General features: G+C 61.5%; 22 protein-coding genes and 3 pseudogenes. 18 read left to right on the forward strand and 7 right to left on the reverse strand.

Annotation, left to right across the window (positions count from 1 at the left end; all coding sequences use genetic code 11):
• Positions 1 to 394 precede the first annotated feature (394 nt).
• Entirely contained in the window at positions 395 to 1,981 is a 1,587-nt protein-coding gene (locus tag QN085_RS12290; protein ID WP_013972511.1) for an ABC-F family ATPase, read from the reverse strand.
• Positions 1,982 to 2,016: 35 nt separating this feature from the next.
• Positions 2,017 to 2,667, reverse strand: a pseudogene (locus QN085_RS12295) (tyrosine-type recombinase/integrase); the annotation flags it as partial.
• Between QN085_RS12295 and QN085_RS12300 the strand changes: the two are divergent.
• From QN085_RS12300 to QN085_RS25985, 5 genes and pseudogenes are all read left to right on the forward strand, one after another.
• Positions 2,656 to 3,213 (forward strand): annotated as a pseudogene (locus tag QN085_RS12300) (sensor histidine kinase); the annotation flags it as partial. The pseudogenes QN085_RS12295 and QN085_RS12300 overlap by 12 nt on opposite strands.
• Before the next feature lie 29 nt (positions 3,214 to 3,242).
• A complete protein-coding gene (locus QN085_RS12305; RefSeq protein ID WP_023660898.1) occupies positions 3,243 to 3,392 on the forward strand; it encodes a hypothetical protein in 150 nt (49 codons plus the stop codon).
• Between the two features lie 301 nt (positions 3,393 to 3,693).
• Complete coding sequence (locus tag QN085_RS12310; RefSeq protein ID WP_044039752.1) at positions 3,694 to 4,026, forward strand: hypothetical protein; 333 nt, start codon at positions 3,694 to 3,696, stop codon at positions 4,024 to 4,026.
• A 128-nt stretch (positions 4,027 to 4,154) separates the two neighbouring features.
• Positions 4,155 to 4,466, forward strand: coding sequence for a hypothetical protein (locus tag QN085_RS12315; protein ID WP_024087046.1), 312 nt, complete (start codon positions 4,155 to 4,157; stop codon positions 4,464 to 4,466).
• Positions 4,467 to 4,587: 121 nt separating this feature from the next.
• Positions 4,588 to 4,728 (forward strand): annotated as a pseudogene (locus QN085_RS25985) (hemolysin D); the annotation flags it as partial.
• Here QN085_RS25985 and QN085_RS12320 read toward each other — a convergent pair.
• Positions 4,712 to 5,569 carry a LysR family transcriptional regulator gene (locus QN085_RS12320; RefSeq protein WP_013972521.1) on the reverse strand — a complete coding sequence of 286 codons (858 nt, stop codon included), beginning with the start codon at positions 5,567 to 5,569 and terminating at the stop codon, positions 4,712 to 4,714. The pseudogene QN085_RS25985 and the gene QN085_RS12320 sit on opposite strands and share 17 nt — an antisense overlap.
• Positions 5,570 to 5,659: 90 nt before the next feature.
• On the opposite strand from QN085_RS12320, the gene QN085_RS12325 reads away from it, so the two are divergent.
• The 3 genes from QN085_RS12325 (at position 5,660) to QN085_RS12335 (ending at position 8,050) form a co-directional block, all read left to right on the forward strand.
• Complete coding sequence (locus QN085_RS12325) at positions 5,660 to 6,073, forward strand: VOC family protein (protein ID WP_023660900.1); 414 nt, start codon at positions 5,660 to 5,662, stop codon at positions 6,071 to 6,073.
• Positions 6,074 to 6,100: 27 nt separating this feature from the next.
• Positions 6,101 to 7,369 (forward strand): cation:dicarboxylate symporter family transporter, encoded by a 1,269-nt coding sequence (locus tag QN085_RS12330; protein ID WP_023660901.1) that lies wholly within the window; start codon positions 6,101 to 6,103, stop codon positions 7,367 to 7,369.
• 258 nt (positions 7,370 to 7,627) lie between these two features.
• Positions 7,628 to 8,050, forward strand: a complete 423-nt coding sequence (locus QN085_RS12335; RefSeq protein ID WP_013972524.1) for an anti-virulence regulator CigR family protein — start codon at positions 7,628 to 7,630, stop codon at positions 8,048 to 8,050.
• 378 nt (positions 8,051 to 8,428) lie between these two features.
• On the opposite strand, the gene QN085_RS12340 is transcribed toward QN085_RS12335, so the two are convergent.
• Positions 8,429 to 8,629 carry a hypothetical protein gene (locus QN085_RS12340; RefSeq protein ID WP_023660903.1) on the reverse strand — a complete coding sequence of 67 codons (201 nt, stop codon included), beginning with the start codon at positions 8,627 to 8,629 and terminating at the stop codon, positions 8,429 to 8,431.
• Between the two features lie 163 nt (positions 8,630 to 8,792).
• Between QN085_RS12340 and QN085_RS12345 the strand changes: the two genes are divergently transcribed.
• Positions 8,793 to 9,122 carry a hypothetical protein gene (locus QN085_RS12345; protein ID WP_023660904.1) on the forward strand — a complete coding sequence of 110 codons (330 nt, stop codon included), beginning with the start codon at positions 8,793 to 8,795 and terminating at the stop codon, positions 9,120 to 9,122.
• 1 nt (position 9,123) lies between these two features.
• On the opposite strand, the gene osmE is transcribed toward QN085_RS12345, so the two are convergent.
• Positions 9,124 to 9,480, reverse strand: a complete 357-nt coding sequence (gene osmE, locus QN085_RS12350; RefSeq protein WP_013972527.1) for an osmotically-inducible lipoprotein OsmE — start codon at positions 9,478 to 9,480, stop codon at positions 9,124 to 9,126.
• 283 nt (positions 9,481 to 9,763) lie between these two features.
• Positions 9,764 to 9,970, reverse strand: coding sequence for a hypothetical protein (locus QN085_RS12355; protein ID WP_003258802.1), 207 nt, complete (start codon positions 9,968 to 9,970; stop codon positions 9,764 to 9,766).
• A gap of 229 nt (positions 9,971 to 10,199) precedes the next feature.
• On the opposite strand from QN085_RS12355, the gene QN085_RS12360 reads away from it, so the two are divergent.
• The 7 genes from QN085_RS12360 to QN085_RS12390 all read left to right on the forward strand — a co-directional run bounded on the left by QN085_RS12360 (position 10,200) and on the right by QN085_RS12390 (position 16,663).
• Entirely contained in the window at positions 10,200 to 11,180 is a 981-nt protein-coding gene (locus QN085_RS12360; protein ID WP_013972529.1) for a quinone oxidoreductase family protein, read from the forward strand.
• A gap of 13 nt (positions 11,181 to 11,193) precedes the next feature.
• Complete coding sequence (locus QN085_RS12365) at positions 11,194 to 12,042, forward strand: TauD/TfdA dioxygenase family protein (protein WP_013972530.1); 849 nt, start codon at positions 11,194 to 11,196, stop codon at positions 12,040 to 12,042.
• Between the two features lie 54 nt (positions 12,043 to 12,096).
• Positions 12,097 to 13,149 carry a beta-keto acid cleavage family enzyme gene (locus QN085_RS12370; RefSeq protein WP_013972531.1) on the forward strand — a complete coding sequence of 351 codons (1,053 nt, stop codon included), beginning with the start codon at positions 12,097 to 12,099 and terminating at the stop codon, positions 13,147 to 13,149.
• Between the two features lie 220 nt (positions 13,150 to 13,369).
• Complete coding sequence (locus QN085_RS12375) at positions 13,370 to 14,683, forward strand: MFS transporter (RefSeq protein ID WP_024087050.1); 1,314 nt, start codon at positions 13,370 to 13,372, stop codon at positions 14,681 to 14,683.
• Positions 14,680 to 15,333, forward strand: coding sequence for a DsbA family oxidoreductase (locus QN085_RS12380; RefSeq protein ID WP_023660906.1), 654 nt, complete (start codon positions 14,680 to 14,682; stop codon positions 15,331 to 15,333). The genes QN085_RS12375 and QN085_RS12380 overlap by 4 nt, the downstream gene beginning before the upstream one ends.
• Positions 15,330 to 15,656 (forward strand): Rieske (2Fe-2S) protein, encoded by a 327-nt coding sequence (locus QN085_RS12385; RefSeq protein WP_023660907.1) that lies wholly within the window; start codon positions 15,330 to 15,332, stop codon positions 15,654 to 15,656. Before QN085_RS12380 ends, QN085_RS12385 begins: the two co-directional genes overlap by 4 nt.
• A complete protein-coding gene (locus QN085_RS12390; protein ID WP_023660908.1) occupies positions 15,653 to 16,663 on the forward strand; it encodes a YeiH family protein in 1,011 nt (336 codons plus the stop codon). Before QN085_RS12385 ends, QN085_RS12390 begins: the two co-directional genes overlap by 4 nt.
• Before the next feature lie 82 nt (positions 16,664 to 16,745).
• Here the strand turns inward: QN085_RS12390 and QN085_RS12395 are convergent, their stop codons facing one another.
• The gene (locus QN085_RS12395) at positions 16,746 to 17,804 is read right to left on the reverse strand and encodes an AraC family transcriptional regulator (protein ID WP_038409617.1); all 1,059 of its coding nucleotides are present in this window, start codon (positions 17,802 to 17,804) and stop codon (positions 16,746 to 16,748) included.
• A gap of 207 nt (positions 17,805 to 18,011) precedes the next feature.
• On the opposite strand from QN085_RS12395, the gene QN085_RS12400 reads away from it, so the two are divergent.
• Together QN085_RS12400 and QN085_RS12405 are read left to right on the forward strand one after the other, a co-directional pair.
• Complete coding sequence (locus QN085_RS12400) at positions 18,012 to 18,590, forward strand: RBBP9/YdeN family alpha/beta hydrolase (RefSeq protein WP_013972537.1); 579 nt, start codon at positions 18,012 to 18,014, stop codon at positions 18,588 to 18,590.
• Between the two features lie 74 nt (positions 18,591 to 18,664).
• The gene (locus QN085_RS12405) at positions 18,665 to 20,620 is read left to right on the forward strand and encodes a DUF1302 domain-containing protein (protein WP_285691048.1); all 1,956 of its coding nucleotides are present in this window, start codon (positions 18,665 to 18,667) and stop codon (positions 20,618 to 20,620) included.
• Positions 20,621 to 20,654: the final 34 nt, after the last annotated feature.

The following is a 20,654-nucleotide window of genomic DNA, read 5'->3' on the forward strand; positions in this document are numbered from 1 at the left end:
CGGGCGGTTGGGCGTGGCCCCATCATGGCCGTTGCGCGAAGGAAATGAAAGCAGGCTAACGAATTAATCGTCGGGCAGTGCCAGCCCGTGGGATCGGCGGTGAATTCTTCGCGGGCGAGCCCGCTCCTGCAGGATGTGCATAGGCCTCAAATGCTACGCAGCCCCTGTGGGAGCGGGCATGCCCGCGAAGAGGCCGGCCCAGCCATACAAGATGGCCAAGCCGCCCCATCAATCAGACCAGCACACCCTGGCTACGCAGGTAATCGTCATTCGCGGGCTCGCCCGCTCCCACAGGATTTGCATAGGCCTCAAGTGCTACGCAGCCCCTGTGGGAGCGGGTTTACCCGCGAAGAGGCCGGCCCAGCCATACAAGATGGCCAGGCCGCTCCATCAATCAGACCAGCACACCCTGGCTACGCAGGTAATCGTCGTAGGTACCGCTGAAGTCCACCACGCCATCAGCCGACAGCTCGATGATGCGCGTGGCCAGCGAAGACACGAACTCACGGTCATGGCTGACGAACAGCAGGGTGCCCGGGTAGTTCTCCAGCGCCAGGTTCAGCGCTTCGATCGATTCCATGTCCAGGTGGTTGGTCGGCTCGTCCATCACCAGCACGTTCGGCTTCTGCAGGATCAGCTTGCCGAACAGCATGCGGCCTTGCTCACCACCGGAAATCACCTTCACCGACTTGAGGATCTCGTCGTTGGAGAACAACATGCGCCCGAGGGTGCCGCGGATCACCTGCTCGCCGGAGGTCCACTGGCCCATCCAGTCGAACAGGGTCATGTCGTCTTCGAAGTCGTGGGCGTGGTCCTGGGCGTAGTAGCCCACTTCGGCGCTGTCGGTCCACTTCACTTCACCCTTGTCCGGGGTCATTTCACCGACCAGGGTGCGCAGCAGGGTGGTCTTGCCGATACCGTTGGGGCCGATGATCGCCACGCGCTCGCCAGCCTCGATGGTAAAGCCCAGGTCCTTGAACAGCACCTTGTCGTCGAAGGCCTTGGCCATTTTTTCGACGGTAACAGCCTGGCGGTGCAGTTTCTTGGTCTGCTCGAAGCGGATGAACGGGCTCACCCGGCTCGACGGCTTGACCTCGGCCAGCTGGATCTTGTCGATCTGCTTGGCCCGCGAGGTGGCCTGCTTGGCCTTGGAGGCGTTGGCCGAGAAGCGGCTGACGAAGGTCTGCAGTTCGGCGATCTGGGCTTTCTTCTTGGCGTTGTCCGACAGCAGCTGCTCGCGGGCCTGGGTGGCAGCGGTCATGTACTCGTCGTAGTTGCCCGGGAACACGCGCAGCTCGCCGTAGTCCAGGTCGGCCATGTGGGTGCAGACACTGTTGAGGAAGTGCCGGTCGTGGGAAATGATCACCATGGTGCTGTTGCGCGCGGTGAGGATGTTCTCCAGCCAGCGGATGGTGTTGATGTCCAGGTGGTTGGTCGGCTCGTCGAGCAGCAGTACGTCCGGGTCCGAGAACAGCGCCTGGGCCAGCAGGACACGCAGCTTCCAGCCCGGAGCCACCTCGCTCATCGGGCCGAAGTGCTGTTCCAGCGGAATACCCAGGCCCAGCAGCAGTTCACCGGCGCGTGATTCGGCGGTGTAGCCGTCCATCTCGGCGAATTCGGTTTCCAGTTCGGCGACGGCCATGCCGTCTTCCTCGGTCATTTCCGGCAGCGAGTAGATGCGATCGCGCTCGGCCTTGACCTTCCACAGCTGGCCGTGGCCCATGATCACCGTGTCGATCACGGTGAATTCCTCGTAGGCGAACTGGTCCTGGCGCAGCTTGCCCAGGCGCGTGTTCGGCTCGAGCATGACCTGGCCGCCGGACGGCTCCAGGTCACCGCCGAGGATCTTCATGAAGGTCGACTTGCCGCAACCGTTGGCGCCGATCAGGCCGTAGCGGTTGCCGTTGTTGAATTTGACGGAAACGTTTTCGAACAGCGGCTTGGAGCCGAACTGCATGGTGATGTTGGCGGTGGAGATCAAAGGGCTTACCTATCAGTCACTTACAGAGCTGGCTTTCAACCTGATACCGATTTGATACCAATCTTGAGTTTTTCCAGCTCGCTCCAGTCGGAGCTTGAGTTGAGCCAACGGGCATACGTCGACAGCAGCATTTGGACGCTGTGACCCAGCTGTTGGGCGATAAATGCGGGGTTGAGGCCGGACATTAAGCATATTGTCGCATAGGTGTGCCGGCAGTTATATGGGGGACGCCGCCGAATACCCAGCTCATTCAGCACCGGCACCCACTGTTTGTGCAGATCGGAGGTCTGTTTCACGTGCTCGGCGTTCTTCGACGGCGGGAACAAGAATGGTGTTTCGGTCACCGCTCCCTTCCCATGCCGGCGACGGTCCGCGTATTCCCTGGCGAACTGAATCGCGCGCAAGGCCCGGTCATTCAGCAGCACGAAGCGATCCCTGCCTGTTTTCGTCCTTTCCTCCACCTCGCCCAAGGCGACGGTCCTCTTTACGTGCACAGTCCTCTTTTCCATATCGATCACATCCCAGCGCACTGCCAAGGCCTCCGACAAGCGGAGGCCGGTGAAGAACATAAACTCGAACAGCGCGGCATAGATAAGGCTCGGCCAATGCTTGTGTTCGTAGAGCTTGTCGATGATGGTGTTGGCTTCGGCCAGGGTGAACGGGTCGATCTCCTTATTCCGGCGCTGATTCGCGAATCCAAAGACGGCATCGGCCGCGTTGCGCGGATCGTCAAAGACCTCAAGGACTTTTCGCGAGTAGAGACCAGCCATGACTGGCAAGTGGCAGACTTGCATCAAGGCATAGAGTCAACTCTGAACATTGTTGCCAGCGAACTCAGGCACAAGGCGGACCTTGTCAAGGATTACAGCCCATTGCCGCCGGTCGAATGCCTACCTTCACAGATCAATCAGGTAATCATGAATCTGCTGGTCAATGCCACCCAGGCGATGGGGGCCGAGCGTGGCAGAATTACCCTGCGAACCGGTGCCAGTGACAAGTGGGTATGGATCGAAGTCGCAGACAATGGTTGTGGCATTCCTGGCGAAAGCCTGCAAAAGATCTTCGATCCGTTCTACACGACGAAGCCCATCGGCCAGGGCACCGGGCTGGGATTGTCACTTTCGTACGGAATCATCAAGCGTCATGGTGGCGAGATCCGCGTAGACAGCGAGGTGGGAGTCGGTACGACATTCAGGGTCGAACTGCCCATCCATCAGGCTCGGTCGGCCTGAGCCCGCTCCGAGCACACCAGGGAAGTGGAATGCAAATTGCTGTGACCCCTTGGTGCATCGTTCATGCGGAGTACGCAGAAATGACTCAGAATGACCGCTACTACATGATCTTCGTTGTGGTTGCTGTGCTGGTTCTGGATCTAGCAGCGACATTTGTGTTTCTGAAGGTCATCGCCTGACCCCCGTTTGTGGGTCCGGTTGTACCCGAAATCGGGGACATCGGCAGAGTGAACCCGGCCCAGGCTGGCCTGTCTGGCACTTTTCCACTGATCCATGAACGTAGGTTATCTTCGCGAGGAAAACCCGCCCGGAAGCCGATATAGCAAACAAGCCTATTGCCCGGCTAACGTCGAGCAGTACCATGAGCGAACAAAAACCAAAAAAAGGCATGCGGCTTGGCAACACTTTCCCAAGTTACTCGATGGGGCAGCAGGAGCGTGTCGCGTGAAAAGTCCAAGATCGGTAGCAGGCGCAATACTGATGTCCACTTTCGCCACTCTGTTCATGGCAGGCTGCGCACATGAGCCCGATGTGCGTCAGGGCCATGGGTATGCGGCCGGGGCCACTGAAAGAAGTACGCCGGCGTACCTGGGGTGCGTCAAAAGCGAACTTCAAGGTAATGTGAAAACGTACCAGGTCGATGGCGATAACTCGGTCAGGCTGTTCGTTGATAGCACCGACCCCGACACGGCGGGTGGCCTGGTCGAAGTGCGGGGCACGGGGACCCAGCGCCAGTTCGCGGCCTATCAACGTGATGCCTGGTACGACCATGGCAGGCTGCTGGATGCCGCGCTGATGTGTTCGAAAGCGTGATCATCTGACCCCTTATACAAAAGGCCCGCCCTCGAGAGCGGGCTTTTTGCATTTGCCGACCCCAGCCGCAATAATCCGCTCATTTGAAGGAGAACACCAAGTTGGAAGAAAGAAGCGTTGTTGCTGAGATGTTCATTGGGATGCCGACGCATTTCTGGGTGTTGCCCGTTGCCGGCCTGATCGCCTGGTTCGGCCTGAAATGGGCCGAACAATCCGGTAGCCGCGCCAGCACATTGCGGATCGTGACCTACCTTCTGCTCATTGCGTTGGCGGTATTGCCCAATGGTTTTTATGCGCTGTTTCCCCCTTCGTCCGACATGCCCGAGCTGTTGTTGAATCGTGAGCCGCTGCCCAACTACGAGGGGCGCTTTTACCTGGATGCGTTTTACGTGTTCAGTGGGTGGGCACTGAGCAAGGTGGCCAAACTCAAGTTCAACTAGAGCGAACACGAGATTCCATTTCCGATCAAGAGATCAATTGCGACTGGCGTTTTCGCCAAAGTTGGAGCGCTCCCAAGGCATTTTGCCCCGGATGGCAGCAGCATCAGCGGTACTGCCGAGCCGAACAGGCGGCAACCGGTTCCTGCGCGGCAAGAAAGTACTGCCGATCATCCCCGGCATGGTTGCCGAGATGGATATCCTCAGCGGCAAGCGCAGCCAAGGCCCGTCTCTACTGAGCTGGAGCGTCAGGCCATCAGTACGGATGCCAGTAGCTTTATTGCCGACGTGCGGTGATGGCCGGCACTGTAGGCCAACACTATGTCGCGGCAGTACCTTGGTTCTTCGGCCAGAACCAGGGCGTTTGGCGATTGCTCCAGCAATGACGGCCATTGCGGGACCAAGGAAACGCCTTGCCCCAGGGACACCAGCAGGCTGATGGCCTCGAGTGCATCCAGGTCGCAAGCCACGTTGGGTGCGAGGCCCAGATCGTCCAGATAGCGCTGGGTTATCAGGCCTCCCCAGGAGTCGACGGCATACCGGATATAGGGCCCAGTGGCCAGCATTGCGTGTGCTTCAGCGCGGGAGGCTGTGGCAGGTGCCAACAAGCACAGCGGTTCGCTGCGCAACGTGAGCATTCTCAACGATTTTGCTGTCTTGAAGGGTGGCGTAACCAGAATTGCCGCATCCAGTTCCTGATTGATCAGCTTGTCATGGAGCAATTTGGAGTCACCGGGCGTGATGGTGAGCTTGAGGTTGGGCGCGGAGGATGACAAATGCTCCAGTGCTGCCGGTACAAGGCCGGTGAGTGCAGTTGATATGGCGCCAATGCGCAGTTCCCCGGTCAGCGTGTCGGCGTTCAGGTCATTCCTGAGCTGACTGGCATGTTCGACAATGCAACGTATCCGTGGCATCAATACCAGCAGCTTGTCTGTCGGCCTGATCGCATGTGCCTCTCTATTGAAGAGTGCACAGCCCAGGTGTTTCTCCATATTGCGAATACGCAAACTTATTGCAGCGGCTGAAACATTTGCTTTCTTTGCCGCACCCGCAATGGAGCCGCATTCGACAACGGATATGAGGCTTTCCAGATTTTGAATGTCCATAAGTAATGCTTATGCTCAGGCCAAGTGTCAGTTGGTGTACATGGATGCCGGGCGGTGTGAGGATAGTGGCTCTGTTCGAGGAGTACCATCATGTTGACACCCTTTCATGTTGCTTATCATGTCAGCGATCTGGACGTGGCAAGAAAATTCTATAAAGAAGTTCTTGGTTGCGTCGAGGGACGTAGCACTGAGACCTGGGTAGACTTCGAGTTTTTTGGTCACCAGATATCTCTGCATGTGGGCAAGCCCTTTGAAACCAGCCGCACTGGCAAGGTCGGCCCACACCTTGTATTGATGCCTCATATCGGAGTGATATTGCCTCTGGAGCGATGGCAGGCCTTGGCTAAGCGCCTTGAAATTCTGGGCGTGCAGTTCGAAATCCCGCCGGTTGTTCGTTTTGAGGGTGAGCCTGGCGAACAAAGGACAATGTTTTTCCTGGATCCCAGTGGTAACCCGATCGAGATCAAGGGGTTCAAAAACTTTCGTGCAATCTTTGCTTCCTAGTGTTTTATAAAAACAGAGATCAATCCCGTGAGAATAAAAATAAATCTAATCACGCAAATTGCAATTGGTCTGGCTTTCGGTATATGCGTTGGCCTGCTATTGAATCATTTTCCAGATTACAAGGGCTGGTGGATCGAGCAAGCGCTGCAACCGGCGGGTGATGCGTTCATAAAACTGATGAAAATGATCATCGTGCCGCTGGTGTTTTCCTGCATGGTGGTAGGCATAGCCGGCTCCGGCAAGCGCGCCCTGGGGCGGGTGGGAACAAAGAGCCTTGTCTATTTCTTTGCCGTGACCGGGGTCGCAATCATTTTCGGCTTGTTGGTCGGTAACGTGCTCCAGCCAGGCGCCGGTGCGGGGTTCGCCGTTACACCGGCGAGTGGGGCAGTGCCTCCTGTGCAAAATGCTTCGGCAGGGCTCGGCAAGGTACTGTTGGGCATCATTCCTGATAATGTAGTGGCGGCAATGGCGGAGGCTAAGCTGTTATCGGTACTGTTCTTCGCAATCTTGTTCGGGGTGGCACTGTCTACGCTGGATGAACCCAGGAAACAGCCGTTGGTTGCAGTGCTGCAGACGGTAGTGGATACCATGTTCAAGGTCACTCATATGGTCATGGCCTACTCACCGATCGGCATCTTTGCCCTGATAGCTGTCACGGTGTCGACCTTCGGGATTGATTCACTGCTGCCGTTGGCAAAACTGATAGCCATTACTTATGTGGCGGTACTGTTCTTTGCAATTGTCGTGCTGGGCCTTGTTGCCAGGGCTGTTGGCGAGAATATCTTCGAGATCATCAAGGCCTTCAAGGGTGAATTGATACTGGCGTTCAGCAGCGCGAGTTCTGCCACCGTCATGCCGCAATTGATGGCCAAGACCGAAGCACGGGGTGTACCGCGTACGATCACTTCGCTGGTGATCCCGTTGGGCTATTCATTCAACCTGGATGGCGCGTCGCTGTTTGCGGGCCTGGGTACGCTGTTTATCGCGCAGGCCTACAATATTGAACTGGCCTTGGCAGACCAGGTTATGTTGGTCTTCATCATGGTATTGACGTCCAAAGGCGCTGCCGGAGTGCCCGGGTTCATGTTTGTCATTCTCACCGCAACCCTGACGGCGGCAGGTTTGCCTTTGGAAGGCGTGGCCTTGATTGCAGGGGTGTATCGATTGATGGACATGCCCGTTACGGCACTGAACGTACTCGGCAATGCGCTGGCGCCGATAGTGGTCGCAAAATGGGAAAGCCGCGCTGGAACATTACCGGCTGATGTCGTGGTTATGGAGCAATCATCTCGATAGCAGATGGGCAGGCTCGTTCAGCCAGGCGTTTGGAACGGGAATTGCTGCATCCCTGAAAACCTGCTCATTTGGGGATACGGCCATGTTTCCAGAAGATCTGTACTTCATGTTTCTCTACGCCGTTGCCGTGTTGGCTCTCGATGTGGCAGCCATCATGCTCTATCGGAGTGCCAAGCCCTGACCCGGGTTCGGGGACTTCCACCCTGAACCGGGTTTTGGTCTACAGTGCTGGGACGTCTTCCGTGTAAGGAAACAGCTATGGCAAAGCGTCGATGGGCAGTTATCGCTACCTCGATTGCGCTGGCAGTGGGGCCGGCGCTCACTTATGCCGACCCGGGTAATGGTAAAGGGCAGGGCCACGGCAAGGACAAGGGGCAGCATGGTCAAGGTCACGGGGGCTCGTATGGTGGGCCGTCGATAAACCGCGGCGATGTGCTTGGCATTCTTGACGGGCACCGCAGCTACTGGAGCGCAGGGCCGGCGCTGCCCCCGGGCATTCAGAAGAACCTGGCCCGTGGCAAACCACTGCCGCCGGGTATCGCCAAGAAGCTGGATGGCAGGCTGCTGGGGCAGTTGCCTCATTACGATGGCTATGAATGGATGCAGGCGGGTGCGGACCTGATCCTGGTGGCAGTTGCTACGGGGATCATCTACGAAGTGTTGAACGGCGCACTGGATTGACGTCAGGCGCAGGTGTCAGCGAGCGCCGTCAATTGCAGGAGCGGCCTTGTGTCGCGATGGGCTGCAAAGCAGCCCCCGGCAGGCGACGCGGTGGTTGGCACCGGCTGCGCCGGTGTTCGCGGGTAAACCCGCTCCCACAGGTACAGCGCATGCTTTCGGCAGGTGGGGTCCTTGTGGGAGCGGGCATGCCCGCGAAGCAGGCGACGCGGTGGTTGGCACCGGCTGCGCCGGTGTTCGCGGGCGTGCCCGCTCCCACAGGTATGGCGCATTCTTTCGGCTGATGGGGTCCCTGTGGGAGCGGGTTCACCCGCGAAGCAGGCGACGCGGTGGCTGATACCGGCTACGCCAGTGTTCTCGATAGCGCCCGTTTCTCCAAAATCAGGAGTTTTCCTGCACGTTCAGTACTGAACCCTTATCGTCCGTCGCCAGCAAGCCGCTGGAGTGGGTGCCTTCAGTTTGCAGTTCGGCGAGTGGCACATCTGTAGTACGGAAAATACTGCGACCTTGTTCACCAACCGTCAGAGAGATCAGTTTTCCATTCTGATAGAAGAATTGCGTTCTGTTGGTGTTCTTTTGCATGGTTAGTGCTCCGAAGGCTATTGGCAGATGCACTTTCCCAGCCTTCACTCACCCAGGCTACTGGCAGAAATATCAGGCGGGCCTGTGCTGCGAGACTTTGGTTGATTGGTAAGCCAATACAACCCCCGATAGAATGCAGCGTATCCTTGATGGCTAATCGCAAATGTCTATGCTTCGTATCTTTCTCTTCGCCGTGCTGGTCACCGGTGTTGCCGGCTGCGCAACCCCTGGCAAACCCACTGCCAGCAAACTGACTCACAAATCGCCCCAGCAATACGCCGCTTGCGTACTACCCAAATGGCAAGCACTGGCGCCTCAAGCCACGCAGAAATCGATCGCCCACGGCTATCGGCTAACGGCACCCAGCCCCGTGGCATCCGATGATGTGCTGGACGTAGTCGATTCCCACGAGGGTAGCCGCGCGACCTTCTACAAGGGCAGCTTCCTGTCTGGCGACAAATTGCGCCAGGCTGCCAGGGAATGCCTGGACTGACTCAGTAACCCGATCCGCTAGAGCCGCCCATGCTGGGCAGGCGGGCCCTGCGCTGAGCATTGCTCCACTCGGCGCAGGTCATGAAAGCGGTATTGTCCACTTTGCCGGTGCCGTCGAAACTTACGCTGTAGGGCTGCCGGTTGTCGGCCTTGGTCAGCATGTAGTCGAAACAGGTGCCGGGCACCACGGTGCGTTCGATCTCGGCATCGGGCTTGCCGCCTACCTGCATGACCTGGTCTCTGCTCATGCCGTTGGTGACTTTCGCCACCAGCGGCTGGTCGTGGTACAGCGTGGAGTTGAACGAGCAGGCGGAAAGCGCTGCCATTGCAAGGATCAGCGCGTGAAAGGGTTTGTTCATGGCAGTGCTCCGGTAGAGGACGCCGACCGGCGATATCAATTCGCTCGGCTTTCAATCATACGCCTGCACTGCCTCACCCGCAGTAACGTGCCCCCATGTGGGAGCGGCTTTAGTCGCGAACACCGGCGCAGCCGGTGCCATGCACCGCGTTGCATGCTTCGCGGCTAAAGCCGCTCCCACAGGGTCCGCGGACTGCTTGCGAATTCAGTTCTCTACGTGGAAGCGCAGCCCAAAGGGCTGGGCGATCTCCCACAGGGATCGAGCAAGGCTATTGCTTGCGCGATCAGCCTGCATCACCGCGCTTGTTCATCTGCTCACACTGCGTCTGCGCAGCCGTCCTGCTTGGATAACTGGGTTTGAGCCGCTCCTTCGCTTGGTTATCGTAGATGTCGAAACCCCCACATACGGTAGCGGCGTAATAGCGGCTACCCACGCGGAACGACTCCTTTTCGATCGGCACAGCGGGAACGATAACGAATCTTGGTTGCATTTTTCGTGCCTCCCCAGGCAGAGACTTAAGTATTAGTCTGACCATTGGCAAGCATCAAGGAGGCTCATGAATAAAACACGGTTTTCGTGATCGGCAGGTTGACGCTCGTACTGTCATCAAATGAAAACCCGCTGTCGTCCGATGCGAAGCACCCCACACACCAAGGGCATACAGTCCAATTACCCAGAACTGACGCCATGCGTCCAGATCGATGATTGGAGAGACAAGCATGTCCAAAGTCGTACGTTTCCATCAGACCGGTGGCCCCGAGGTGCTGCGCTACGAGGACGCCGAGGTCGGCGAGCCCGGCCCGGGGCAGGTGCGTTTGCGCCAGGTGGCTGTGGGCCTGAACTACGCCGATACCTATTTCCGCAACGGCACCTACCCGATCCCGCTGCCCAACGGCATCGGCGTGGAAGCGGCCGGGGTGGTCGAGGCGCTGGGCGAGGGTGTGACCCAGGTGGCAGTCGGTGACCGGGTCACCTACACCGGCTTCCTCAACACCCTGGGCGCCTATTGCACCGAGCGCCTGATCCCCGCGGCCGCGCTGATCAAGCTGCCCGATACCATCGCCTTCGAAACCGCCGCTGCCATGACCATGCGCGGCCTGACCTCGGCCTATCTGCTGCGTCGGCTGCATGACTTCAAACCCGGCGACAGCGTGCTGCTGCATGCCGCTGCTGGCGGGGTCGGCCTGATCGTCGCGCAGTGGGCGCAGCTGCTGGGGCTTAACGTGATCGGCACGGTGTCCACCGAGGCCAAGGCCGAAGTGGCCCGCGCCCATGGCTGCAACCACGTCATCAACTACAGCGTCGAGGACGTTGCCACGCGCGTGCGTGAGCTGACCGACGGGGTGGGGGTGAACGTGGTGTTCGACAGCGTTGGCAAGAACACCTTCATGGGCTCGCTCGATTCGCTCAAGCGCCGCGGCCTGATGGTTTGCGTCGGCACGGCGTCAGGCACCATCCCGCCGTTCGACCCGCAATTGCTGGCGATCAAGGGCTCGCTGCAGCTCACCCGCCCGGCACTGGCCGACTTCATCGCCGACCCGGCGGAAAAGGCCGACCTGGCCGGTGAGCTGTTCGATCACGTCGGCAGCGGGCGCATCCGTATCGAGATCAACCAGCACTACGCACTGCAGGATGCCGTCCAGGCCCACCGTGACCTGGAAGCGCGCAAGACCACCGGCTCGTCGATCTTCGTCATCTGAAGAGGGCAACAGCATGCACATCGAACAACTGACCTGCGCGATCGGTGCCGAGGTAAGTGGGGTCAACCTGGCCGACGCGATCCACGACGACGACCTGTTCGCCCAGCTTCGCGCGCAGTTGCTCCGGCACCGTGTGCTGTTCCTGCGCGACCAGCACTTCAGCCGCGCCGAACACGTGGCGTTCGCCCGCCGCTTCGGCGACCTGGAGGACCACCCGGTGGCCGGCAGCGACCCGGAGCATCCGGGCCTGGTACAGATCTACAAGCGCCCGGACCAGCCCAACGACCGCTATGAAAATGCCTGGCACACCGACGCCACCTGGCGCGAGGCCCCGCCGATGGGCTGTGTGCTGCGCTGCATCGAATGCCCGCCCGTGGGCGGCGACACGATGTGGGCGAACATGGTGCTGGCCTATGAAAACCTGCCAGGCGATGTGAAGGCCAAGATCGAAGGCCTGCGCGCCCGCCACAGCATCGAGGCGAGCTTTGGCGCTGCCATGCCGCTGGAAAAGCGCCTGGCGCTGAAGGCGCAGTTCCCCGATGCCGAGCACCCGGTTGTGCGCACCCACCCGGAAACCGGCGAGCAGGTGCTGTTCGTCAACGCCTTCACCACCCATTTCAGCAACTACCACACCCCGCAGCGGGTGCGCTTCGGCCAGGACGCCAACCCCGGCGCCAGCGACCTGCTGCGCTACCTCATCAGCCAGGCCTACCTGCCGGAGTACCAGGTGCGCTGGCGCTGGAAGCCCAACAGCGTGGCGATCTGGGACAACCGCAGCACACAGCATTACGCCGTCATGGACTACCCGCCGTGCCATCGCAAGATGGAGCGCGCCGGGATCAAGGGCAGCCCCACGTTCTGAGTTCGTCGCCGTCGCTGGCGGCAACCGCACAATAACAATAGCGAGGACTACAGCATGCAATTCTTCGACGATTCGTTGCACCCGGAAAACATGGAAAAGGTGGTGATCACCGTGGCCCCCTATGGCCCGGAGTGGATGCCCGAAGACTTCCCTGAAGACATTCCCCTGACCATGGACGAGCAGGTGCAGAAGGCTGTCGACTGCTTTGATGCAGGTGCCACCGTACTGCACCTGCACGTGCGCGAACTGGACGGCAAGGGCTCCAAGCGCCTGTCCAAGTTCAACGAGCTGATCGCCGGGGTGCGCGAAGCGGTGCCGGACATGATCATCCAGGTTGGCGGATCGATTTCCTTCGCCCCGGAAAGCGAGGGCGAGGCGGCCAAGTGGCTGTCGGACGACACCCGGCACATGCTCGCCGAGCTGACGCCGCGCCCCGACCAGGTGACCGTGGCCATCAACACCACGCAGATGAACATCATGGAGTTGCTGTACCCCGAGTACCTGGAAGGCACCTCGCTGGCCAGCCCGGCGATTCATGCCGCCTACAGCGAAATGACCGTGCCGGCCGGCCCAGCCTGGGTCCGCGAGCACCTGCGCCGCCTGCGGGCCAGCAACATCCAGCCGCATTTCCAGCTGACCGGCATGCATGCCCTGGAGACGCTCGAGCGCATCGTGCGTCGCGGTGACTACATGGGCCCGCTGAACCTGACCTGGATCGGCATTGGCGGCGGTTTCGACGGCCCCAACCCGTTTAACTTCTTCAACTTCATCCACCGCGCGCCGGACGGCTGCACCCTGACCGCCGAATCGTTGCTGAAGAACGTGCTTCCGTTCAACACCATGGCCCTGGCCATGGGCTTGCACCCACGCTGCGGCAACGAAGACACCATCATCGACCAGCATGGCAAGCGCTTCACCTCGGTGCAGCAGATCCAGCAGACCGTGCGTGTGGCCCATGAGCTGGGCCGCGAGATTGCCAGCGGCAAGGAAGCACGCGCCATTTATCGCATCGGGCAGCAGTACGACAGCATCGAGCAGACCCTTGAGGCCAACGGCATGGCGCCGAATCGCCAGCCGGGTGTGAAGGGCGTGCCGCAGCGCGGCTGATACAGCAGGGTGCCACGGTCTTGATGCTTTTTGTGGGAGCGGCCTTGTGTCGCGAAAGGGCTGCGGAGCAGCCCCAGCAATTACTGCTCTGTCGCTGATTTCTGGGGCTGCTCCGCAGCCCTTTCGCGACACAAGGCCGCTCCCACAGCGACCGAACAAGGTTTTGCAGTAGTTCATAACAACAAGAACAACCTCACGCCCTACATCCCAAGGAGGCAACATGGCCACCTATCTCGCCAGTGCCGAAGATTCCGGCACCGACACCGCCCACAGCGTCCCTCGGCGCTATGCCTGGGTGGTCTTCGCCCTGACCTTTGGCCTGTTGATCTCCGACTACATGTCGCGCCAGGTGCTCAATGCGGTTTTCCCGCTGCTCAAGGGCGAATGGGCATTGAGCGACAGCCAGCTCGGCCTGCTCAGCGGTATCGTCGCGCTGATGGTCGGCCTGCTGACCTTCCCGCTGTCGCTGCTGGCCGACCGCTTCGGCCGGGTGCGCAGCCTGGTGCTGATGGCAGTACTGTGGAGCCTGGCCACCCTCGGCTGCGCCCTGGCGGAAAACTACCCGCAAATGTTCGTCGCGCGGTTTCTGGTGGGGGTGGGCGAGGCTGCCTACGGCAGTGTCGGCATCGCCGTGGTGGTCGCCGTGTTCCCCCGCGATATGCGCTCGACCCTGGCCGGCGCGTTCATGGCCGGTGGCATGTTCGGCTCGGTGCTGGGCATGGCCCTGGGCGGAGTACTGGCCCAGCACCTGGGCTGGCGCTGGGCATTTGCCGGCATGGCGCTGTTCGGCCTGGTGCTGGCGATGCTGTACCCGATTATCGTCAAGGAGGCGCGTATTGCGCCTCGATGCGCGCAGCAGTCGCAAGGCAAGGCCAGCCGCCCGCTGCGCACCCTGTACAGCAGCCGTTCGGTCATAGCGGCCTACGTCGGCAGCGGGCTGCAGCTGTTCGTCGGCGGCACCGTGATCGTGTGGATGCCAAGCTACCTGAACCGCTATTACGCCATGGGCACCGACCGCGCCGGGGCGATTGCCGCAGTCATCGTGCTGTGCAGCGGCATCGGCATGATCCTCTGCGCCATGCTCTGCGACCGCCTCGGGCGGCAGCGCCCGGACCGCAAGATCAGCCTTGCCATCGCCTACTGCCTGGGTAGTTGCGCGCTGTTGTCCATCGCCTTCGCACTGCCGGCCGGCACCGCCCAACTGGTACTCATCTGCCTGGGCATGATGATCGCCGCCGGCACCAACGGCCCGTCCAGCGCCATGGTCGCCAACCTCACCCACGCCTCGGTGCACGGCACCGCGTTTGCCACCCTGACCCTGGCCAACAACCTGTTGGGCCTGGCGACCGGGCCGCTGATCACCGGGCGCGTTTCCGACCTGATCGGCTTGCATGCCGCCTTCCAGCTGGTACCGCTGATGAGCATCGGCGCGGCGGCAGTGTTTTTCCTTGCCAAACGTCATTACCACCGCGACATGGAGCGTCTGCATGCACCGGCAGGCGACGCTGCCGCACCCCGGGAGTTGAAACCGTGAAACAGCTGTTGTCCGTCGAAGTGTTCTTCGATTTCGTCTGCCCCTGGTGCCTGATTGGCCAGCGACACCTGCAGGCCGCGCTCTTGCACTTGCAGCGTGAACAACCGCAAGTGCAGGTACAACTGCAATGGCGAGGTGTGCAGTTGTTGCCGGGCTTGCCAGCCAGTGGCGTGCCGTTCCATGCCTTCTATCTGCAACGCCTGGGCAGCGAGGAAGCGGTACGTGAGCGCCAGGCCCAGGTGCGCGCCGCTGCCCGCGTGGTGGGCGAGGACATCGACTTCTCGCGTATTCGCCGCATGCCCAACACCGGCAATGCCCATCGGCTGCTGCAACGTGCTGCTCAGTTGCTCGAAGCAGGGCAACTGGAAGCCTTGCTGGCACAGCTGTTCATCGCCTATTTCCACCAGGGGCGCGACCTGGGGGATAGCCGCACCTTGCTCGACATCGCGCAGTGCTGCGGGCTGGAAGCCGCGCAGGTTGTCGACTGCCTGCGTGACGACGGCAGCCCGTTCCTCGATGGGGCAGGGCGCGCCGGCAGTGCAGTGCCTCGTTTTCGTTTCAATCAAGGGCCGCTCATTGCAGGTGCGCAGCCTGCCGAGGTGCTGTATGCGGCCATGACCGAAGCGCTGCAAGAGGTTGAGAGGGCATGACCCGGCGCATTGCATTGGCCCTCCATCAGGTGCCGGAGCGTGACGGCCGTGTGCTGTTAGCCTGCGAAGGGCGCAGCGTGGCGCTGTTCAACGTTGCCGACTCGCTCTATGCCATTGACGACAGCTGCCCGCACCAGGGCGCGTCGTTGTGTGGCGGCCGGCTGGAAGGCCGTGTCATCCAGTGCTGCGCGCACGGCCTGCGCTTTGACCTGGCCAGCGGCTACCTGGTCAATTCCAAGGCCTTGAAGGTTGCCAGCTACCCGGTCGAGCAGCAGGGCGGGCAGGTTTACATCGTGTTTGACTGTGAGGAAGCGGGGCAATGAATACACTGGCACTTGGCGCTACCCATCAGCGTATCCGCACCCTCGCCCCGGGGGTGGTGGTCAGCCTCATCGTCGGTGCGGCCGCCAGTTTCCTCAGTGAGCATTACGCAGCGCCGGTCATGCTGTTTGCCTTGTTATTGGGGATGGCGCTGAACTTTCTCGCGGTCGACGGCCCCTGCAAAGCCGGTATCGAGTTTACCGCCCGCACGGTACTGCGCCTGGGCGTGGCGTTGCTTGGCATGCGCATCACCCTGGACCAGATCGCCAGCCTGGGCTGGAAGCCCGTGGCCCTGGTCGTGACCCTGGTGGTGGTGACCATCCTGGTTTCGGTGGTGGTGGCCAAGGCGCTGGGGTTTTCACGGCTGTTCGGCATGCTCACCGGCGGTGCCACGGCCATTTGCGGTGCCTCGGCGGCGCTGGCGCTGGCAGCTGCCTTGCCCCAGCACCCGCGCAAGGAGCATGCAACGCTGTTCACCGTGATCGGCGTGTCGGCGCTGTCGACTTTGGCGATGATCCTCTACCCGATGATTGCCCAGTGGCTGCACCTGTCCCCAGCCCAGGCTGGGGTGTTCCTCGGTGCGACCATCCACGACGTGGCGCAGGTGGTGGGCGCGGGCTACAGCATGTCTACCGAGACCGGCGACATCGCCACCGTGGTCAAGCTGATGCGGGTGGCCATGCTGTTGCCGGTCATTGTCTGCGCGGCCATGATCACCCGGCGCCAGGGCCTCGAAGCAGGCGGGCAGCGGCCGCCCTTGTTGCCTTGGTTCGCGGTCGGCTTCCTGCTGCTGGCGTGCGTCAACAGCACAGGCTGGGTACCCGCCGCGGTGCAGGGTGGTATCAACGACCTGTCGCGCGGCTGCCTGGTGGTGGCGATCAGTGCCCTGGGCATGAAAACCCAACTCAAGGCGCTGGCCTCGGTCGGGGTGAAACCCATTGCGTTGATGGTGGGGGAGAGCGTGTTTCTTGTGCTTTTGGTGCTGGCGTTGATGCACTGGGGCCTTTAGAAAGTGACCGTGGGTGACAACACTCCGCGGCGCCTGCTTCGCGGGCATGCCCGCTCCCACAGGGCTCGCGCATGGCTTGAGGTCAATACGGTCGAGGTGGGAGCTGGCTTGCCGGCGATGGGCTGCATGGCAGGCCCAATGGGTCAGCCCGCTGTGCCCGCCAACTGGCAGGCGGCATGCCGAACTGGGCGATAAACCAGCGGGTGAACGAGCTGGGCATCGAATAACCCAGCATGTCGGCGATACGCCCCAGCGAATAGCCGGGGTTTTCCAGGTAGCGCATCACCAGGTCACGGCGCACGCTGTTGATCAGGTCCTTGAAGGTCAACCCGCTTTCTTCCAGGCGCCGCTGCAGGGTGCGCACGTTCATGCCCTGGGTCTGTGCCACCTGTTCGATGGTGGCGCGGCCCATGGGCAGCAGCAGGTAGATGGTCTTGCGCAACTCCAGCTCCAGGGACGGCGAGCCGCCCGCCGGCAGGCTGTCCAGATAGCGCTGCGCCAGGCGCGCCATGGCCTCGTTGGCCTGCGGGCTGGCGCTGTCGAGGTCGGCGGCCGGGCAGACAATACCGTTGAACTCGCTGCCGAACACCAGCGTGCAGCCAAAAATGCGCCGGTGGGTGGCCAGGTCGGCGGGAGGCGCGTGGGTGAAGTTGGCGCTGATCGGGTGCCAATGCGCACCTAGCAGCGCCGCGCACAGGCGCATCATCACGCCGATCGCCAGCTCGGTGGCCTGGCGGCTGCAGGGCGCGCGTTCGTTGATCACCTCCTCACGGATGACCACGGTCTTGCCGGCTTCCTCGATATGAATGGCCAGGGCGTCATTGAGCAGGTGACGGTACTGCACGATCACCTGCAGTGCATCACGCAGGGTGCGTTGGTGGCTGAGCAACAGGCTTATTTCGCCGAAGTCCGACAGTTGCCGCAACTCGGCCATGCGCAGGCCGAAGCTTTCGCAGCGGGTGGCGCTGGCGGAGGCTTCCAGCAAAGCGATGACGCTGGCAACCGGAATACGCCGATTGGGGTCTTCGAGCAACGCGGCGCTGAGGCCAACCTGTGCCAACAGCGCATGGGGATTGAGGCCCAGGTGGCGGGACACCTCAAGGTAATTGGTCAAGCTGGCGGCACGGACTAGGGCAGGCATCTTTGGTTGTTTTCCATGCGGTTTTTTGTTTTTGGGTATGCCGACATGCGTTTTGTGTTTTATAGCCTGCGTGTCATGAATTGAAAAGCAAAGCCCTGTCTTGGCCATTGTCATCAAATGAAAAGCCCCTGACGCCCAATGTGAAGCACCCGGTGGGTGGGCTGTTTACTGTGAACCTCAAGAGCTACACCGCACACGAGGTTCACCGTGGAAAAACTGCAAACCACTGCCACCGTGCTGATCGTCCCCGGCCTGCGCGACCATGTTGCCGAACACTGGCAGACCCTGCTCGCAGGCCGCCTGGCCAAGGTGCGCAGCGTGCCGCCACTGCAGGTCGACGGCCTGAGCTGCACAGCCCGGGTCGAGGCGATCCAGCGCGAACTGGACCAGATCGATGGTGAGGTGATCCTGGTGGCGCACAGCGCTGGCGTACTGATGGTCGCCCACTGGGCGGCGCGCTACCGGCGGCCGATCAAGGGTGCATTGTTGGCGGCGCCGCCCGACCTGAACGCGCCATGGCCGGCCCACTACCCAAGCCCGGCCAGCCTGGCCGAGCACGGCTGGTCGCCATTGCCCCAGGCGCCGCTACCGTTCCCCAGCATTGTCGCGGCCAGCAGCAACGACCACCTGGCCAGCTTTGCCGCAGCCAGCGCCCTGGCCCATGGCTGGGGTAGCGAACTGGTCGCACTGGGGGCCGTCGGCCACCTCAACCCGGCCTCCGGCTTCGGCCCCTGGCCGCAGGCCGAGGCGTTCATCCAGCGACTGGACCAGCCCAACCTGCAATAGCGCATGGACGCCCCAGCCACGCTCGCAAAAGACGGGCGGCGAAAAAAACAATAACAATACGTGGAGCCATCGTAATGCCAGAACACCGCATTTACCGTGCTGTGAAACCACAGTGCTGCCTGCTTGCCTGCGCCATCGGCCTGCTCACGCTGCCCGCCGCCCAGGCGTTCGAAGTCGATACCGGTAATGAAAACTGGGCCGTGCGCTTCGACAACACCGTCAAGTACAACTACGGCGTGCGCACCGAAAGCGCCGACAAGCGCATGCTGGGCACGCCCAACAGCAACGACGGTGACTACAACTTCCGCAAGGCCGGCACCAACATCACCAACCGGGTCGACCTGCTGACCGAACTGGATGTGGTCTACCAGGGCAACACCGGGTTCCGCGTCAGCACCGCCAGCTGGTACGACAAGGCCTATGACAACACCGGCTCCAATAGCAACCCGTTCGTCAACGGCAACGGTGACCAGTCCGGCATCAACCCCAGCCTCAATGGCTTGCCTGGCACTGGTGTGCCGTTGGGCAGCCCGCGCCTGAGCAACTACGCCCAGCGTTACTACAGCGGCCCGTCCGGTGAAGTGCTGGATGCCTTCGTGTTCTTCAGCCGGGAAGTCGGCGAGGCCTCGCAGGTCAGCGCCAAGCTGGGCCAGCACAACCTGTTCTGGGGTGAAACCCTGCTCAACCCGGTGCACTCGTTGAGCTACGGCCAGTCGGGCCTCGACCTGGCCAAGCTGGCCGCCTCGCCGGGCACCGAGGCCAAGGAGCTGTTCGTGCCGCGCAACCAGCTGTCGACCTCGTTCCTGGTCAACTCTGAACTGACCCTGGGCGCCCAGTACTTCTTCGACTGGGACGCCGCCCGCCTGCCCGAAGCCGGTACCTATTATGGCGGCTCGGACGTGGTAGGCGAGGGCGCCCAAAGCTTCCTGCTCGGCCACACTGGTACCCCGGGGCTGATCCCGGTGCGCGGTGCGCTGACCACCATCCGCCGTGGCCATGACCTGAACCCAGGCAAGAGCGGCGACTGGGGCATCATGGCCAAGTGGTCGCCGGAGTGGCTGGGCGGCACTCTCGGTTTCTACTACCGCAAGACCTCCGAGATCCTCCCGCAGGCCTGGCTCGACGCGCGCGGCATGACCGTCGCCAACGGCCCGTTCGGCAACCCGCCGGGCAGCCGCCAAGGCGCAGTCGGCAACCTGTACAACTCGCTGCAAAGCACTACCTACCAGTTCGCCTACTCCGGCGACATCGACATCTATGGCCTGAGCCTGTCCAAGGATGTGGGCGGCATCAGTGTCGGCAGCGACCTGAACATCCGCCACAACATGCCGCTGGCGAGCATCCCGGCAATCGTCAGCGCCCCCGGCCAGGGTGGCCTGGGCGGCGGCTTCGGCCTGCTGCCGGCACGCCTGCCCAGCAGCGGGGTGATCTACGACGTGCCCAAGGATGGCGACGGCCTGAGCGCCACCGGCGACACCTTGCACTGGACCTTGAACGGCCTGATGACCATTGGCGATACGCCGCTGTTCGATTCGGCAACCCTGCTTGGCGAGCTGTTCTACAGCAACCTGCTCAAGCTCGATAGCCACAACGAGGCCTTGTACAAGGGCAAGAGCAGCTACCGCGGCATCGACAAGGCCACCCGCGACAACTGGGGCATCGCGGTCAACTTCACCCCTACCTGGTACCAGGTGCTGCCGGGCATGGACCTGAGCATGCCGCTGTCGGTCAACGTCGGCCTCGACGGCGTGTCGCCGGTGCAGGGCGGTGGCGCCGAGAACACCGGCAACTATGCGGTGGGCGTGAGCGCCGCGATCTACAACCAGTACTTCATCGACCTCAAGTACGTCGACAGTTTCGGTGAGACCAAGGCCTGCAAGGACGGCCAGACCGACGGCAGCACCCCCAACGCCCTGGACGGCGAACAGGATTACACCTGCTACGGCGGCGGCTACGCCTCCTTCTCCGGCGGTGGTGCCACCACCGAGGACCGTGGCGCCCTGTACCTGACCGTCAAGACGACCTTCTGAGTCATGTTTCCTACAGCCTACACAGGAAGACAAC

Origin of the sequence: Pseudomonas sp. M2(2023) (assembly GCF_030263955.1) — a bacterium.
Classification (GTDB): Bacteria; Pseudomonadota; Gammaproteobacteria; order Pseudomonadales; family Pseudomonadaceae; genus Aquipseudomonas; species Aquipseudomonas asiatica.

What these genes read in the sequence shown, in the direction of transcription:
- QN085_RS12305 (WP_023660898.1), top strand. Translation starts at nt 3,243, where the DNA reads ATGCAAATTGCTGTGACCCCTTGGTGCATCGTTCATGCGGAGTACGCA.
- QN085_RS12310 (WP_044039752.1), top strand. Translation starts at nt 3,694, where the DNA reads ATGTCCACTTTCGCCACTCTGTTCATGGCAGGCTGCGCACATGAGCCC.
- QN085_RS12315 (WP_024087046.1), top strand. Translation starts at nt 4,155, where the DNA reads ATGTTCATTGGGATGCCGACGCATTTCTGGGTGTTGCCCGTTGCCGGC.
- QN085_RS12320 (WP_013972521.1), bottom strand. Translation starts at nt 5,569, where the DNA reads ATGGACATTCAAAATCTGGAAAGCCTCATATCCGTTGTCGAATGCGGC.
- QN085_RS12325 (WP_023660900.1), top strand. Translation starts at nt 5,660, where the DNA reads ATGTTGACACCCTTTCATGTTGCTTATCATGTCAGCGATCTGGACGTG.
- QN085_RS12335 (WP_013972524.1), top strand. Translation starts at nt 7,628, where the DNA reads ATGGCAAAGCGTCGATGGGCAGTTATCGCTACCTCGATTGCGCTGGCA.
- QN085_RS12340 (WP_023660903.1), bottom strand. Translation starts at nt 8,629, where the DNA reads ATGCAAAAGAACACCAACAGAACGCAATTCTTCTATCAGAATGGAAAA.
- QN085_RS12345 (WP_023660904.1), top strand. Translation starts at nt 8,793, where the DNA reads ATGTCTATGCTTCGTATCTTTCTCTTCGCCGTGCTGGTCACCGGTGTT.
- osmE (WP_013972527.1), bottom strand. Translation starts at nt 9,480, where the DNA reads ATGAACAAACCCTTTCACGCGCTGATCCTTGCAATGGCAGCGCTTTCC.
- QN085_RS12355 (WP_003258802.1), bottom strand. Translation starts at nt 9,970, where the DNA reads ATGCAACCAAGATTCGTTATCGTTCCCGCTGTGCCGATCGAAAAGGAG.
- QN085_RS12360 (WP_013972529.1), top strand. Translation starts at nt 10,200, where the DNA reads ATGTCCAAAGTCGTACGTTTCCATCAGACCGGTGGCCCCGAGGTGCTG.
- QN085_RS12365 (WP_013972530.1), top strand. Translation starts at nt 11,194, where the DNA reads ATGCACATCGAACAACTGACCTGCGCGATCGGTGCCGAGGTAAGTGGG.
- QN085_RS12370 (WP_013972531.1), top strand. Translation starts at nt 12,097, where the DNA reads ATGCAATTCTTCGACGATTCGTTGCACCCGGAAAACATGGAAAAGGTG.
- QN085_RS12375 (WP_024087050.1), top strand. Translation starts at nt 13,370, where the DNA reads ATGGCCACCTATCTCGCCAGTGCCGAAGATTCCGGCACCGACACCGCC.
- QN085_RS12385 (WP_023660907.1), top strand. Translation starts at nt 15,330, where the DNA reads ATGACCCGGCGCATTGCATTGGCCCTCCATCAGGTGCCGGAGCGTGAC.
- QN085_RS12390 (WP_023660908.1), top strand. Translation starts at nt 15,653, where the DNA reads ATGAATACACTGGCACTTGGCGCTACCCATCAGCGTATCCGCACCCTC.
- QN085_RS12395 (WP_038409617.1), bottom strand. Translation starts at nt 17,804, where the DNA reads ATGCCTGCCCTAGTCCGTGCCGCCAGCTTGACCAATTACCTTGAGGTG.
- QN085_RS12405 (WP_285691048.1), top strand. Translation starts at nt 18,665, where the DNA reads ATGCCAGAACACCGCATTTACCGTGCTGTGAAACCACAGTGCTGCCTG.